Source organism: Microcoleus sp. D2_18a_B4 (assembly GCF_036702475.1).
Lineage (GTDB): Bacteria > Cyanobacteriota > Cyanobacteriia > Cyanobacteriales > Microcoleaceae > Microcoleus.
In genome coordinates this window covers 1-15943 of record NZ_JAUBTL010000066.1, presented here as the reverse complement: position 1 = coordinate 15943, position 15943 = coordinate 1, and the positions used below count along the sequence as shown (strand labels likewise).

Below are 15943 nucleotides of genomic sequence, written 5' to 3'. Positions count from 1 at the left end.
ATTTGATTTACTCTTACAATCTAGTGCAAATCAGATTCTTCCTTGGTATTAATACTTAAAAATATAACAAATTTCGCAGCGCGCGAACAGCTAACCGTTAACGGTTAACCGGATTCGGTTAACCGTTAACAGTTAACCGAAGTCAGTTAACCGAATTCATTCTGGCTTTCAAGGCATCTCGCGCTTGTTCTCGATCGTCAAAATGGACTTTTTCGGTGCCCAAAATTTGATAATCTTCGTGTCCCTTTCCTGCAATCAGCACGCCATCTCCCGGTTTAGCGTCCATAATAGCAGTGCGAATTGCAGCGGCGCGATCGCACAAAACCATCGGCTTTACTGCTGCGGGAATTCCTGCTAAAACATCCTCCAAAATGCGATCGGGATTTTCAGTGCGCGGATTGTCGGAAGTAACAACCGCTAAATCGGCTAATTCTGCAACGATTTTACCCATTATCGGCCGCTTAGTGCGATCGCGATCGCCACCGCAGCCAAACACGCAAATCATCTGACCCGGAATAAACGGCCGCGACGCCTTCAACAAGTTCTCCAAACTGTCTGGAGTGTGCGCGTAATCCACAATAACGCTAATATCTTGGTCGGGACTAATTTGCACCCGTTCCATCCGTCCCGGTACTCCCGAAAACTGAGACAATTTCTCCACAATTGCGGACAAATCTAAACCCAATTCTAAAGCAGCACCAACAGCAGCCAACATATTTGATAAATTGAACTGACCGACTAAAGGCAAAACAAAAGCCGTTTCGCCCTTGGGAGTGTGCAGCATTCCCTTAACTCCATTGGGCTGATACTCCAAATCAAAAGCATACAAATCTGCCGTTTTCAGAACAGTGCTGTAACTCCAAACTCGGTCGGACTTTAAACTTTCAACTATCCGCTGCCCGTAGGGATCGTCAATATTAATTACAGCGCGATTTTTGAGGTAATCGGAACCAAATAAAAGCGACTTAGCCTCAAAATAATCCTCCATATCGCGGTGATAATCGAGATGGTCTTGAGTCAAATTTGTAAAGACAGCAACTTCAAAATTACACCCTAAAACTCGCTGCTGCGCTAAAGCGTGGGAACTGACTTCCATCACGCCGTGTTTGCATCCGGCTGCTACAGCTTCTGCTAATTGCTTTTGCAGGTCAACTGCAAAAGGTGTGGTGTAAAGTGCAGTTTTTTGGAAGCCCGGCCAGCGAGTATAAAGCGTGCCGAAAATCGCCGTCGGCAACTGCATTTCATTGAGCAAAAATTCGATTAAATGAGTTGTTGTAGTTTTGCCGTTAGTCCCGGTAACGCCGACAAGTTTTAATTTGCTAGCTGGAGTGTCGTAAAAAGCAGTTGCTATATGACCGCAAACTTGAGCCATATCGGCTGCTGCGATGACGCAAGTACCCCCGCCTTGGGAAGGTGTTTTCTCGGCTGCTTGGGTGGAAATTATGGCGGCAAGTGCACCAGATTCGATCGCACTTTGCCAAAAATCTCCCCCATCAACCCGAGTTCCCGGCATTCCCAAAAACAAATCGCCCGCCTGACAAGCGTGGGAATTAGTGGATAAACCCTTGACTTCGGCATCGAGGGCGGGATGTTTGGCGTCAAAGGAAATGCTGGGAACTGCTGCTAATAATTCTCTCAATTTCATCTGAAAAACTCCTCGCTTGAATGTCTTGAATATGACTGGCGGAACCGATTTTTGAGCCACTCTCTACAGGTTTTTGCTGTGGGCGGTGCAAAGCCTAATTTTTTTTGGTGCGCGGTGTAAAATCTATCTGCCTACAGTAAGCTGCACACCAAGTACCCCGATGTCAGGATTAAAACCTGAGTTTTTGGGTAAATCTCACATTTTGCACCATTCAATTACTTGTTTAGGAACAGGCAAGATGCCTGTTCCACAAGAAAACTCATTGTTTGTGGAACGGGCATCTTGCCCGTTCTTGACAAGGGTGCAACATCTGAGTAAATCGTATTATTGTGACGGATCGATTTGCAAATATTTCTGTAACATTTGCTCCAATTGGGCGACACTACAGCGGGGAGAAGGACGGGGTAACAGTTCTTCAGGGGAGAATGCAGCCTCGCCAGCAGAATTTGTTGGTTGGGGCTGCACTTTAAACAAAACAGGAACTTCGTACTGATAAGCTTGAAACCAGTCATCGCGTTCGGTAATATCTCGGACTTCGAGTTGAAACTTCAGGCTTTCAATCTGTTCGAGTTTTTCTTGCAACCCTTCGCACAAGTGGCATCCGGGTTTGCTGTACAAAATCAATCGCATCATAACAGTAAGATTAAACTCGATCTTAAATTCTGAAATGTCCGATCGGCAGTGGGCGAACTCAACGCGAGTAAGACGCAACTCACGGCTTTATGGGTCGCAATGCGCGATCGAAGTAATCTTAGCATTGGCAGCGAACAGATTACCGCGTTTGACAATCAAAACACTACAACCCCATCCCTCTCTTTCTTCTCTTCCTCTGTGCCCTCTGCGCCTCTGCGGTTAAAAAATAAATCTAGTTCACAAATGAAAGAGTTAAATTTATTCACACCACCTAATTGTCAAATTATACTTGACTAATAAATCAATCTTTAGTATAGTATATAAATAGCCCTACATAAAGGAGGCAGTATGGACTGCACCGAATACGCAGAAGCCAAGCGAAAAGCAGCTAAAAAAATTAGCGCCGACATTCGAGAACGCTGGAACAATCGCATCGTTACGCGAGGATTGCACTTGATGGGAGAAGCGGGGGCCGTGCAGTATTTAGCTGATTACGGGCGCGGCATCGGTACGGCAAAAGTTATTGGTTTTGCACTCTGCGCCGAGTCGGAAGGATACCCGGAAATGGCGATCGGCTTTTGGAAAAGAGCGTTTGAATTGGAAACCGGAGAAAAGCCGATCGCCCTGAATCCTCCAAACAAATCTAGCACCAATCTTGCTGCTGCTGCAAAATCAGCTACCGCTGCCAACATAGAGACTGCTAATAACCCCGTAGTTCCCGAATTGCCGCCGCATTTGCAGCCGGGAAGGATTGTGACAATGCAGCCGGTTGACGCGCCGAGTGAACGTTCTTATTACATCGAAAATCCCGATTATTGGGGACAGCCAAAGCGCGATGGCAATCGAGTCGTTGTCATTGCGACGCCAGATAAAGTATACTACCAATCGCGATCGACTAACCTGCGGCAACAGGCATCGATTGAGATCGATCGCACATTAATCGACACAGCCGCTAAAATTGGCACCTTTGTTTTAGACGGCGAACTGTATTACAAAAGCTGTACGGGCAGCGAACACCGCACCGGCGCCCAAGCTGCTACAGTTAATATTGAAAGCGGTTTTCCGACTACTCAGCCCAGCGCAATTTATGCCATTTTTAAAATTTTGTTTTTCAAAGGCAATGATTTAACTACCGTGGCCGAATCCGAACGAATTGCAGCGGGAGTTGAAGTTGGCAAAATGCTGGCAAATTTATCCCCAGCCTTTGAAGTTGTACCGACATTTCGCACCACCGCCGAAAAACTCGTCCTGGCCAATCAGCAGGAAGCTGAAAACAGAGAAGGCGAAGTTTGGGTGTTGCACAACTGCCTCTATGTCGGCGGCAAAGATGTTAAGAAATATCCGATGGTGAGGACTAAATACTGTCAAGAACACGATTTGTTTATTGTGGGTTTGACGGCGACAAAAGTTGCGGGGCGGCCATTTAGCGCCGTCAAAGTAGCGCAAGAAATTGATGGCAAATTAGTCCCAGTAGGAACCGTGGGAACCGGGTTTAGCGGGGAGGAAATGCAGGAAATTGCCCGACTCTACGAGGCTAACCCCAAAAGTGTCAAAATTAAAGTGCGATCGCAGGGTTTGACGGAAAGTGGCAAATTATGGCACGCACGATTTCTGGAGTTTTGTTAAATTGGTAGGGAAACGGCAGTCCCGTTTCCTTCCCAGAATATGTGAGTTCCAACACATAGTATCAGATCATACCAATTTTTTATGAGGCCCCGTAGAATCCGATCCCCCCTAGCCAAGGGCGGGCACGGGGAGTAGGGGTCGCACCGCCCCTAGGTCGGGGGGGACAAGAACTTACTCAAAGTCAACCCCTACTCCCCAACAATCAGGGGTATGCGAGGGGGATCGAGATATGTGCAACTTCACATTAAATTGGTATAAAATCAGCGGAGTAAAAATCAATGGTTATCACCAAAAACAATTTCTACATTTCTCCAGAAGAGTACCTAGAAGGCGAGCGAGTAAGCCCGATAAAACACGAAGACAGACGCGGACACGTTTATGCAATGACAGGGGCAAAAAAACCTCATATTGTTATTGGTAGTAATTTAGTTCGGCTGCTGGGAAATCATCTTCTGAATACGCCATGCTTAGTTTTATCATCAGATATAAAAGTCCGACTGGAAGAGGCAAATTGCTATTACTATCCTGATGTAGCGGTGACTTGCGACGAAAGGGATACCTCAACTACGGAAGATTTCATTTTATAGCGGTTCTCAAGAAAGTGAGGTATGGGGTGAGTCCTATGCCCGATGCCCGATGCCCGATGCCCGATGCCCGATGCCCGATGAGCACCTCATGTTACTGAGAAAGGCTATATATCCATCTTTAGTAGTTGAGGTATTGTCGCCCTCAACAGCAGCTTTCGACAGAGGCGATAAATTTGCCGATTACCAAACTTCTCCGAGTTTGCAAGAATACGTACTCATCACTCAATCTGAGATTAAAATTGAGTGTTTTCGGCTGAATGCTGAGGGAAATTGGGTTTCTCAGATTTACGGGCAAGGAGATAGAGTAGAATTGGTTAGTGCGAATTTTAGTTGTGCAATTAGCGAAATTTATCAAAAAGTACCCGGCATCATATTGTGATGTATCAAAAAAAACTTTCTTGGGTTCGTAGTGAGGACTTCAGTCCTCAGAAGAAGGACTGAAGTCCTCACTACGAACCGAAACGATAGCTAACAAATAGAAAAAACAATGATTAAAATCTTACACCTTTCCGACATTCACATGGGCAGCGGCTTTTCCCACGGCCGGATTAATCCAGAAACCGGTTTAAATACGCGGCTGGAAGACTTCGCGGCGACGCTGAGTAAATGTATGGATAGAGCAATTTCTGAACCCGTAGATTTAGTCATATTCGGCGGCGATGCTTTCCCGGATTCGACGCCTCCACCGTTTGTTAAAGAGGCTTTTGCTCGCCAATTCAGCCGCTTGGTGGATGCCCAAATTCCGACTGTTTTGCTAGTAGGAAATCACGACCAACATTCCCAGGGACAAGGCGGGGCGAGTTTGGGGATATATCGGACTTTGGGAATACCTAAGTTTATTGTAGGCGATCGCCTGGACACTCACCTCATTCAAACCCGCAGCGGGCCCGTACAGGTGGTAACATTACCTTGGTTGACTCGATCGACCTTAATGACACGTTCCGAGACTGAAAACCTGTCTATGGGCGATGTTAACCAATTATTAACCGAAAAACTGACGATCGCAATGGAAGGCGAAATTCGCCGCCTCAACCCCGAAATACCAACCGTACTTTTAGCGCACTTAATGGCAGATAAAGCAAGCTTGGGTGCAGAGCGTTTTTTAGCAGTTGGTAAAGGTTTTAACATACCCGTTTCCATGCTAACTCGCCCTTGTTTTGATTACGTTGCTCTCGGCCACGTTCACAAACACCAAAATCTCAATGCTTCCAACAATCCGCCCGTAATTTATCCCGGAAGTATCGAACGAGTTGATTTTAGCGAAGAGAAAGAAGATAAAGGTTTTGTGTTAGTTAATTTGGAACGGGGGAAAGCAGAGTGGGAATTTTGCACTTTGCCAGTGCGGGTGTTTCAGACTATTAAAGTGAATGTTTCCGAATCGGAAAACCCGCAAGCCGATTTAGTTAAAGCTATTGGCAAGAAAGAGATCCAAGACGCGGTTGTGAGATTGATTTACCAATTGCGCTCGGAACAATTAGATTTAATTGACAACGCAGAATTGCACACACTTCTGGGCGAAGCGCACAGCTACACAATCCAGCCGGAATTAGTCAGTCAGCTAGCGAGGCCGCGGTTGCCCGAATTGAATGCTAATAATAGTATAGAACCCTTAGAAGCTTTGAAAACTTATCTGGCAAGTCGCGAAGATTTGAAAGATGTTGCGGAGAGTATGTTAGAGGCGGCACAGGGTTTGTTGGGCGGCGCGGAGGAAGTTATGGTAGAATTCTAGGTACACCATGACTAATTTGTCTGTAACACTCAAGGATGCTAATTCTAATTTGAGGTTTCACCAGAGGGAAATATGAGAATCAATAAAATTTCTGTTACCAAACTTTTTGGAGTTTTTAACCATCAGGTTTATTTCAATATGGAAGATAGAATCACGCTCGTTCATGGACAGAATGGAATTGGTAAAACAGCCTTACTCAGGATAATTAATGGATTTTTTAATTCGCGTTATTCAGAACTTCGCAGTCTCCCTTTTGAACAATTTCGAGTGGATTTTGATGATGGCAGTCATCTACTAATAGCTAAATTTATCGAATTGACCGAAAGTTTGATTTTTCAATTTTCACAACCTGATTCCAAACCCGAAACATTTTCATTAAATTTCTTACTAGATTCAAAGCTAAGTGTCCTAGATTCGGCTATCAGAAAATTACGGCTATCGAATGAAAAAATGCTAAAAGATATAGATATATTTCAGAAAAACCAATCCTTAGAAAATATTGACGATAGCTTTGATGACTTACTAGATGAAGATGTAGAGAGAATCAAGGAAGAACCAAAGTGGCTATCACAAATAAAAAAATCTATCGATGTTCGTTTCATAGAAACTCAACGTTTGTTAACTCACTCAGATGTTCCCAAAGCACAGGGAGATATGAAACACCCATCAATGATTCCATCATCACTTGATATATATTCTCAGGAACTTGCAGAAGAGATCCAAACAAAGCTAGCTGAATATGGTGCATTGTCTCAATCTCTTGACAGAACTTTTCCGGCAAGAGTTGTTAACAACAAAATAACGTCTGAGTTGACAGAAGAAACACTTCGCAATAAATTAAATGAAATTGAAGAACAGCGTTCTCGTCTCATAAAAACGAGTCTTTTAGAAGGAGACGAAAATTCAGATTTTCAATTGCAACAACATATCGATCTAACAACCAAAAATATCTTATCCGTCTATCTTGAAGATGTCGAAAAAAAATTCATGGTCTTTAACGAAATTGCGGCAAAAATAGAGCTTTTCCAACGAATTATTCAACAGAAATTTCGTTATAAGAATATGAATATCAGCAAAAAAAACGGTTTTACCTTTACGACTGCTGACGGCAAACCTTTATCACCCACCGATTTATCTTTCGGGGAACAGCACGAATTAGTAATGCTTTACCAGTTGTTATTCAAGGTCAAACCTAGTTCGCTAATTCTCATTGACGAACCAGAACTTTCCCTGCACGTAGCGTGGCAAGTCGAGTTTCTCAAAGATTTGCAAGCAATTATCAAACTGGCCGACTTTGATGTGTTGATCGCAACTCATTCTCCAAGTATTATAGACGATCGCTGGGATTTGACAGTGGAGTTAAAAGGGCCAGTTGAATGAGAGAATACATTACCCCTAACTACATTGCCAACCAAATTCGTCTGCTGAGAAATCAACCTCAATACACTGAACATTCTTTTCTAATTGCTGAGGGAGATACAGATGCACGACTCTGGAAAAACTTAGTAGACTCGACAAACTGTCGTGTGGAAATTGCCCATAATAAGGATAATGCTGTGCAAGTGCTAAATATCCTTGAAAAAGATAATTTTGCTGGTGTGTTGGCTGTCGTTGATGCTGATTTTTGGATACTAGAAGGTGTTGTTAAATCTAGCCCTAACTTACTATTAACCGACACTCATGATCTGGAAACTATGCTGCTGAAGTCGCCAGCACTTGAAAAGGTGCTTTTGGAACACGGATCGGAAGCAAAAATTAATAATTTTGGTAAAGATATCCGCCAGACTTTATTAGAAAGTGCCAAGATTATCGGTTATTTGCGATGGGCTTCGCTGAAATTTAATTATTGTTTGAAATTTGAAGGTTTAGCTTTTAATAAATTTGTAGATGATAAAACCTTGGGACTAAATGAATCGAAGTTGCTTCAAACTGTGAAAAACAACTCTCAAAAGCCGGGACTTGACGAACCGGAAATTAGAGCAAATATGGATAGCTTAAAAACAGATACTCAAGATATGTGGTACATTTGTTGCGGTCACGATATGATTGCTATTTTGTCGATCGCACTTTGCAAAGCATTAGGTTCCTGTAACTCTAAGCAGGTTGAACCCAATGTACTAGAAATAAATTTAAGGCTAGCCTATGAGTCTGCTCATTTCCGAGAGACAAAACTTTATATAGCTATTCAGACATGGGAACAAACTAATCAACCGTTTCAGGTGCTACCTAACCTGTAACCTCCACATTCCCAAAAACTTCCCCTACAACCAACCGAGTTCCATTGGCAAAATCCACCCCAGACTGCACCTTTTTCCCCGCCAACTGTACCTCCCGCAATAATAATAAGCCATCACCGGTTTGGACGATCGCCCCCAAGCCCTTCACAACCTTGACAACTTCCCCATTCGCGCCCGACAACTGGGCTAAAACAGGCCATTCGCGTTCCAAAACTCTCAAATCCGCTGGCATTTGCAGCCAATATTCCGGCCCGACGGGCACAGTAGCTATCACCTTCAGAGAATTGCCGCGAAAAGTCGTCGTGCAATCCGGGAAAAAGCCCCTAACTTGATTGTGAAGGTCGATCGCACTTTTCGACCAATTCAGCACATAATCCGCACTCTTAATCATCGGCGCATAAGTCGCCTCAGCATCATCTTGAACAACAGCTTTAACCTTATCGTCCCTCAATTTTACCAAAGTTTCCACCAACAAATCCGCCCCAACTTCCGCCAACCTATCCGCCAAAGAATCAGCATTATCCAACAGTGAAATACCAGCAAAAGCCTTCAACAGCATCGCCCCAGTATCCATCCCAGCATCCATCAGCATAGTAGTAATCCCTGTTGTCTTTTCCCCGTCAAAAAGACAGCGCTGAATCGGTGCTGCACCGCGATACTTCGGCAAAATTGAACCGTGAACGTTAACGCAAGCCAAACTAGGAATATCCAGAATTTCTTGAGAAAGAATTTGGCCATAAGCCACCACCACAAACACATCCGCCTCCGCTTCTCGCAACTTAGCAAGCGTTTCCGCATCCTTCTTAATTCGGCGCGGCTGCCAAACCTGGAGACTGTGATTTAAAGCCACATCTTTTACAGGTGAAGGCATCAATTGATTGCCTCTTCCCCGACGTTTGTCCGGCTGAGTCACCACACCCACAACCTCAAATTCTGGGTGACTTAGCAAACTGGATAAAGTAGGGACTGCAAAATCGGGAGTGCCAAAAAAAACAATTTTCATAGATTCTTCGTTATTAGTAAGTAGTCCTCAGTCATTACTCATTAGTCATCAAGTAGGTAATGGCAAAAAACCATAGTATATTATACAGACTATTCAGCGCGTCGCAGCTATGATACAAGCTAGTTTATGAGTGTTTTTACCCACCTAGCTCATGTAATGTTTATTTGTCAGCTCAAATAATAGTAGTTGGCTCCTAGATTATACACTTCGAGAAGAGTTCCGAGTTGTGCGATCGGCAAAAAGGATCTCGATTGATACTCAGGTGCAGCCCGACTCGAACGCTCAAAAGCAATGTGTTTGATAGAGGCAACAACATTTGCATCCATTCTTCCCAAGTTAACTATAACTGTTCTACACTAATAATTATCATCTAATCTACCTTTGTTACTGGGAATCTCAATCTTATCATATCTCCTCGAACATGGAAAAACCATCTAATCTCCTGCTGAAACTCAGCCGCAGCTTATTTGCCGACACCGCCGAACAAGAAAAGTTTATTCATGCCGTCACCAATCCCCAAGTTTTTAATCCTGCCATCTTTTGGCTGCAACCAAAACCAACAGAAAACCCCTTTGATATCGAAATTCCAGTTTCTTGGCAACCGCAATTTGTAGATAGACTAGCCTTAGAATACCAGCCGGGAAAACATTCCTTACATCAATCAGGACATTACTACTGTCTTGACTTTTCCTCAATCTTCGCCGCCTCCACATTGTTAACAATACCCCAGCCCATCAAACTAATCGTAGATATGTGCGCCGCCCCCGGAGGAAAAAGTATATTTGCCTGGAAAACCTTAAACCCAGAATTGCTGTTGTGCAACGAAGCCATAGGCAAACGCATGGGAATGCTTATCTCTAATTTAAAACGCTGTCAAATTCAACCATGCGCCGCCGCTAACGTCGATTCAAAAATGCTTGCCGAAAAAATACCACAAACTGCTAATTTAGTAATAGTAGATGCTCCTTGTACAGGTCAATCACTCTTAGCAAAAGGAGACAAAGCACCCGGCTGCTTTCATCATGTCACCATTAACAGCAATGCCAACCGCCAAAAAAGAATTTTAGCCAATTCTGCTAAAATTGTAGCGCCCCAAGGTTATCTTGCATACATGACCTGCACTTATTCAACCCCAGAAAATGAACAAGTCAGCGAATGGCTGTTAAGCAAATTCCCCGAATTTGGGCCAGTCACTGTTCCTCATTTAGAAAAATATCGATCGCACCTGACCGAAATTCCTTGCTATCGGATGTGGCCGCAAGATAGACTAGGAGCAGGAGCTTTCACCGTTTTGTTTCAAAACACCTCGGATGGAGAGAGAAATCAGCTACCAGCAGATTTTCGAGATTTAGCTCGTTTTACCAACCTCTAACTATCCGCGTCCATCCCCGTTCATCTGCGGGTAAAAAAAATCTTCTTCCTGGAATCCAACTAAAAAATGATATTATCCAAATTATCCAAAGCAATTAAAAGGCCACTCAAACTCGCTGTCGGCATTTTACTTACCTTAAATCTGCTAATATTAAGCGGCTGTCAAAACAGCACCACACCCGCAGCCAAAAACGGCGAACCGATCGAACTCACACTGTGGCACGGCATCAATCCTCCCCCAAATCGCGACGTATTTAAAACCCTCACAGACCAATTCAACAAAACACATCCCAACATCCAGATCAAACCAATTTACATCGGCCAGCCCGACCAACAACTGCCAAAAATACTAACAGCAATAGTTGGAAATGCACCGCCGGATTTGCTGTGGAATAGCCCTACAATTGCGGGAAAACTAGCCGAACTCAACGCAATTGTGCCGTTAGAAAACTGGCTCGACAAATCGCCCCGGAAAGCCGAAATCTACCCGGCCCTCTTCGAGTCAATGGAACTCGGCGGACACACTTGGTCAGTTCCCCTAGGCACAAATAACGTCGCCATATTTTACCGTCCCAGCTTATTTGCAGCAGCAGGAATCAAAAAAGTGCCGCAGAATTGGGGGCAATTAAAGCAAGTAGCCCGATCGCTCACGCGAGACACCAACGGAGACGGCCGCACAGACCAACACGGCATAGTGCTCCCCCTAGGCAAAGGAGAATGGACAGTATTTACCTGGCTGCCATTCATGTTCAGCGCAGGCGGCGAACTCAAAGGCGAAATACCTCAAAGTCCTATACCCCAAATAGATAATCCCGGTTCTCACGCGGCCTTAGAATTGTGGAGCGACTTGTTAAAAGAAGGTTCAGCAATATTGTCAGCACCCGAACGCGGTTACGAACTCGACAATTTCATCGCCGGGAAAGTCGCCATGCAAATCACCGGGCCGTGGACGCTAGCACAGTTGCAGCAAAGCGCGATCGACTACGCAGCAATGCCTTTACCGCTCCTCAAACGCCCCGCAGCCGTCGTAGGGGGTGAAAACCTATTTTTAATGAAAACCTCGCCAGAACGAGAGCGAGCAGCCCTAGTATTTTTAGAATACGTTATAGGTGAAGAATTCCAAACAGCATGGGCATTAGGAACAGGTTATTTACCCATTAACTTAAAATCGAGACAGAGCCAAGCTTATCAAAGCTTTGTGGAAAAAAACCCTGTTTTGCAAGTATTTTTAGAACAAATGAACTCAGCCAGATCGCGACCCATTATATCAGGTTACTCCCGCCTATCAGAAAACCTCGGTCGCGCCATAGAGGCAACCCTCCTCGGCCGCAACTCCCAAGACGCCCTTAAAGAATCTCAAGAGCGTTTGACACTAACCTTAGATATTGCAACAGCCAAAGAGAAATAGACCAGAAAAAATATTTTTGTTAGCTGTAAAATATCCGGTTTCACTGTATTCGATCGCCAGACTTGAAGCCTCGATTGATGGGTTAAAAATCTAGTGAAAATCACTACCGCCTGTACTTCTAATCAGAAACCGTGTTGTTTGCCCCAAACTTACCTAAACTCAGAGATTTTAGGTCGCTGTTATGGGTATTTTAGGTATTTTAGGTATTTTAGGTATTATTGAGCAGGGTGCAAGATGTTAGGGTGAATTGAGTTACGATCGCCCGACAGAAAAAGACACCCGCTGTCGCTCGGTAATAAATTTTTAACAAAAACCAAAAATTTACAAACCAATTGCTTAGCCATTAGAGATATATTTACAAAAAAGCGATACTCCCGAAATTCATGGGCAGATTTGATCGAACAAAAAAACCGCTCCCTCAACGGCACCACAAAAATTTAGCTCACAAGCTTCTCCCAGTACCTACCACTCATGACCTACCATCACCTAATAGAAACATTTTCTCTACCCTGTGCCTGTCCCGTGCCACATCCTGAGAGCCCAACCACCGTCCACCTTTTCCCCAAACGACAATGCAGACAAAGTTCCTTAACGCAATCAAAGGACATCCCTGGCGGTACTTCCTCGCAGTAGGCGCGATCGCCCTGGTATACTATGGGGCGTCGCAATTCGCCATTTCCACCCTCACCCTCAGTTCAGAAATTTACCCGATGTGGCCAGCAGCAGGAATTGCCCAAGTCGCCCTGCTGGTGTTTGGGCGGCAACTGTGGCCGGGAATCGCGATCGGAGGCTTCCTGTTCAGCATGAGCGTACCGTCGGCCAACATCGCCACGGCATTGATCTCGGCAGGCGCCAGAACCCTGCAAGCGTGGACGGGAACTTATCTACTCCAGGGCATTAACTTTAGCGCTAGGCTCGATCGGCTCAAAGACGTTTTAGGAATAGTCGGACTAGCAGCCTTGAGCTCTACCCTAATCAACTCCACCATCGGCAGCATCGTCGTCTGCCTGACCGGTTTATCTAGCTGGAGCGATTTTGGCACGATTTGGGGGACTTGGTGGGTAGGAGACGCAATGGGAATTTTGCTCGTCGCCCCGCTGCTGCTGACGTGGCAACAATTGCCCAAAGTCCCCACCCATCGCAAACAGATAGCTGAACGAGCGATTTGGCTGCTGCTGCTACTAGCAGTCGGCTGGCTCGTCTTTTGCTCCCGCACCCGCGCCGCCTACGCCCGCTATCCCCTCGAATACTTACCATTTCCCCTAGTAGTTTGGGCTGCCTTTCGATTCGGCCAGCGCTACACGGCCCTCTCCAACCTCATCCTCTGTGGCTTCGCCATCTGGGGTATCGCCCGAGGCAGCGGCCCCTTCCTCAAACACGCCAGCAGTATCCCCCAAGCGCTGTTATCCCTGCAAGCCTTCATCGCCGTCATCGCCGTCACCGGCTTAGTCTTAGCTGCCACCGTCGCCGAACGCCACCAAGCAGAAGTCTCCCTGCGCGCCAGCGAAGCCAGCCTCGCTAACGCCCAACGGATCGCCCAGCTAGGCAACTGGGACTTAGACCGCAACACCCAGCAATTGCGGTGGTCAGAGGAAATTTACCGCATCCTGGGACAGGAACCGGGAACTTTTGAACCCAGCCGGGAAGCCTTCTTGGAATACGTGCACCCTGAAGACAGAGAATTAGTCAGAACCTCGATCGAAGCCGCTTTATTTCAGCAACAGCCTTACAGCATCGACTACAGGCTCATACTTCCCGACGGTAGCAACCGCACAGTCTACGAACAAGCCGCCGTCACCTCCCTCTACATCACCAGCACCGTCCAAGACATCACAGACAGAAAGCAAGCCGAAGCCGCCCTGCGTTCTTCAGAAGAAAGATTTTCCAAGGCTTTTCACGCCTCCCCAGTCGGGATCAGCATCTGCACCCTCACAGACGGATGCTTCCTCGATGCCAACGAAAGCTTTTTGCGCTCATTAGGCTGGCTGCGGCACGAATTTATGGGCCGCACTCCCAGCGACTTAGGAATGTTTGTCAATTCAGAAGACGGGGGGCGACTCACCCAGATTTTGCAATCACAAAATTCGATCAGCAACCAAGAAATCAAAATTCGCACCAAAGCCGGCGAAGTGCGCGACTGGCTGCTGTCAGTGGAACTCATCGACCTCGGCAGCACTCAGTGCGTTTTAATCATGACTACCGACATCACCGAACGCCTGCGTTCCGAAGAATTCCGCCGGGCCGCATTAGCCGCCGAAGCTGCAAATAGATCCAAAAGCATTTTTCTCGCCAATATGAGTCACGAACTCAGAACCCCCCTCAACGCCATCATCGGCTACAGCGAGATCCTGCAAGAAGACGCCCGAGACCTTGGTGCCGAAGAGTTCATAGACGACCTCCAGAGAATTAACACGGCCGGCAAGCACCTACTAGACCTGATTAAAGATATTCTCGACTTGACCAAAATTGAAGCAGGCCGCATAGACTTCCACCTCGAAACCTTCACCATTTCAACTCTGGTTGAGGAAGTAGTTGCCACGATCGCGCCGATGGCAGACAAAAATAGCAATATTGTAGAAATACAATGCCCCGATGATATTGGATCGATGCAGACCGACTTGACTAAACTCCGGCAGTCTCTGCTCAACATCCTCAGCAATGCCGCGAAATTTACTTGCTCCGGCGCGATTACCTTCGCCGTTACCCGATCCGTCGAAACCCCCGCCGACTCTGCAAAGAAAGGCAAAAAACTTGGAGCGTATAGAGGAGGTGGCAAAGCTGAAAATAGCTTGTCTCTCTTATCTTCCGCTCAAGATTGGATCATTTTTACGGTCAAAGATACCGGCATTGGCATGAGTCCCGAACAGTTAGCCAAAATCTTTGAGCCTTTCACCCAAGCCGATTCCTCAACTACTAAGAAGTACGGCGGCACTGGTTTGGGGCTGACGATTACTAAGAAATTCTGCGAAATGATGGGCGGAGACATTACCGCATCCAGCGAGGAGAACAAAGGTTCTACCTTTACCATTCGGCTGCCAGCTATTTTCACCGACCTTTCGAGCTCAACCGAAAAGTCTGACCAATAATATTTTTTTACAGCTATTTTCGCTCCCGGTAATTTTTCTTTACCTCCACACTGGGCTGATTATTTCGCTAGCAGATAGGGAGATTTTGCCATAATTTATTACATTATAAACTTAGTTTTTTTACGAGGTTTTTCTAAAATAGAGTAATCTTAAATGAGTCGTATTTTTTTTACCCACCCCAACCCTCCCCGAACCCGCTCGATCGGGAGTAATAAATTCACAAATGATGTAGGATTGCTATAGAGGTAGAAGATTAGGGCGGGTTAGATAACCCTAATTAATTTATGAGTAAATACGAAAAGTCCTGAAATCGTTTCGGCTGGCATGGGAATAATAATTTTTCCTGTCCAGTACCCGCGTCCGCGATCGTTTTTTGGGTCCCACCTAGTTTTTGAGGGTAAGTTCACTTGATTAATAGCTGGTAAAAGTATAGTCATTTATAGGCATGGGAGGCTTCAAGTCCCTCCCCCTTCACTTTTACTTTGAGCGGATTGACCCTTCTTAAGCTGAACTACGCAGCTCCCTATCAAGAAAGCTGAAGGCATTTGGGATTGCTTTTCTGAGGATGTTGTACGAAGCGTTGATATCAGAATTAATTAACTGACCAGTCGATGTTTT

General features: G+C 45.5%; 11 protein-coding genes and 3 pseudogenes. 9 read left to right on the top strand and 5 right to left on the bottom strand.

Translation table 11 applies throughout. The annotated features are described in order from the left end of the window. Positions 1-142: 142 nt before the first annotated feature. Both QUB04_RS27535 and QUB04_RS27530 read right to left on the bottom strand, forming a co-directional pair. The gene (locus tag QUB04_RS27535; RefSeq protein WP_333289354.1) at positions 143-1645 is read right to left on the bottom strand and encodes a UDP-N-acetylmuramoyl-L-alanyl-D-glutamate--2,6-diaminopimelate ligase; all 1503 of its coding nucleotides are present in this window, start codon (positions 1643-1645) and stop codon (positions 143-145) included. 324 nt (positions 1646-1969) lie between these two features. Then, positions 1970-2275, bottom strand: coding sequence for a glutaredoxin family protein (locus tag QUB04_RS27530; RefSeq protein WP_333289376.1), 306 nt, complete (start codon positions 2273-2275; stop codon positions 1970-1972). A gap of 351 nt (positions 2276-2626) precedes the next feature. Here QUB04_RS27530 and QUB04_RS27525 point away from each other — a divergent pair, with 351 nt between their 5' ends. The 6 genes and pseudogenes from QUB04_RS27525 (at position 2627) to QUB04_RS27500 (ending at position 8457) form a co-directional block, all read left to right on the top strand. Beyond that, complete coding sequence (locus tag QUB04_RS27525) at positions 2627-3904, top strand: ATP-dependent DNA ligase (RefSeq protein WP_333289352.1); 1278 nt, start codon at positions 2627-2629, stop codon at positions 3902-3904. Between the two features lie 278 nt (positions 3905-4182). Further along, a pseudogene (locus tag QUB04_RS27520) lies at positions 4183-4488 on the top strand (Uma2 family endonuclease); the annotation flags it as partial. A 112-nt stretch (positions 4489-4600) separates the two neighbouring features. Then, positions 4601-4870: pseudogene (locus tag QUB04_RS27515) on the top strand (Uma2 family endonuclease); the annotation flags it as partial. 108 nt (positions 4871-4978) lie between these two features. Beyond that, on the top strand, positions 4979-6220 hold the full coding sequence (locus QUB04_RS27510; protein ID WP_333289349.1) for an exonuclease SbcCD subunit D: 1242 nt from the start codon (positions 4979-4981) through the stop codon (positions 6218-6220). Between the two features lie 72 nt (positions 6221-6292). Further along, the gene (locus tag QUB04_RS27505; RefSeq protein WP_333289347.1) at positions 6293-7600 is read left to right on the top strand and encodes an AAA family ATPase; all 1308 of its coding nucleotides are present in this window, start codon (positions 6293-6295) and stop codon (positions 7598-7600) included. Beyond that, positions 7597-8457 (top strand): DUF4435 domain-containing protein, encoded by an 861-nt coding sequence (locus QUB04_RS27500; protein WP_333289345.1) that lies wholly within the window; start codon positions 7597-7599, stop codon positions 8455-8457. The genes QUB04_RS27505 and QUB04_RS27500 overlap by 4 nt, the downstream gene beginning before the upstream one ends. Here QUB04_RS27500 and fmt read toward each other — a convergent pair. Together fmt and QUB04_RS27490 are read right to left on the bottom strand one after the other, a co-directional pair. Beyond that, on the bottom strand, positions 8447-9460 hold the full coding sequence (gene fmt / locus QUB04_RS27495; RefSeq protein WP_333289343.1) for a methionyl-tRNA formyltransferase: 1014 nt from the start codon (positions 9458-9460) through the stop codon (positions 8447-8449). The two genes, QUB04_RS27500 and fmt, sit on opposite strands and share 11 nt — an antisense overlap. Positions 9461-9627: 167 nt before the next feature. Then, positions 9628-9786 carry a hypothetical protein gene (locus QUB04_RS27490; protein WP_333289342.1) on the bottom strand — a complete coding sequence of 53 codons (159 nt, stop codon included), beginning with the start codon at positions 9784-9786 and terminating at the stop codon, positions 9628-9630. A gap of 95 nt (positions 9787-9881) precedes the next feature. Here QUB04_RS27490 and QUB04_RS27485 point away from each other — a divergent pair, with 95 nt between their 5' ends. The 3 genes from QUB04_RS27485 to QUB04_RS27475 all read left to right on the top strand — a co-directional run bounded on the left by QUB04_RS27485 (position 9882) and on the right by QUB04_RS27475 (position 15325). Then, complete coding sequence (locus QUB04_RS27485; RefSeq protein ID WP_333289339.1) at positions 9882-10832, top strand: RsmB/NOP family class I SAM-dependent RNA methyltransferase; 951 nt, start codon at positions 9882-9884, stop codon at positions 10830-10832. Positions 10833-10898: 66 nt separating this feature from the next. Further along, positions 10899-12239, top strand: a complete 1341-nt coding sequence (locus QUB04_RS27480; RefSeq protein WP_333289337.1) for an ABC transporter substrate-binding protein — start codon at positions 10899-10901, stop codon at positions 12237-12239. Positions 12240-12811: 572 nt separating this feature from the next. Further along, entirely contained in the window at positions 12812-15325 is a 2514-nt protein-coding gene (locus tag QUB04_RS27475) for an MASE1 domain-containing protein (RefSeq protein WP_333289335.1), read from the top strand. A gap of 433 nt (positions 15326-15758) precedes the next feature. On the opposite strand, the pseudogene QUB04_RS32650 reads toward QUB04_RS27475, so the two are convergent. Beyond that, positions 15759-15943, bottom strand: a pseudogene (locus QUB04_RS32650) (RNA-guided endonuclease TnpB family protein); the annotation flags it as partial.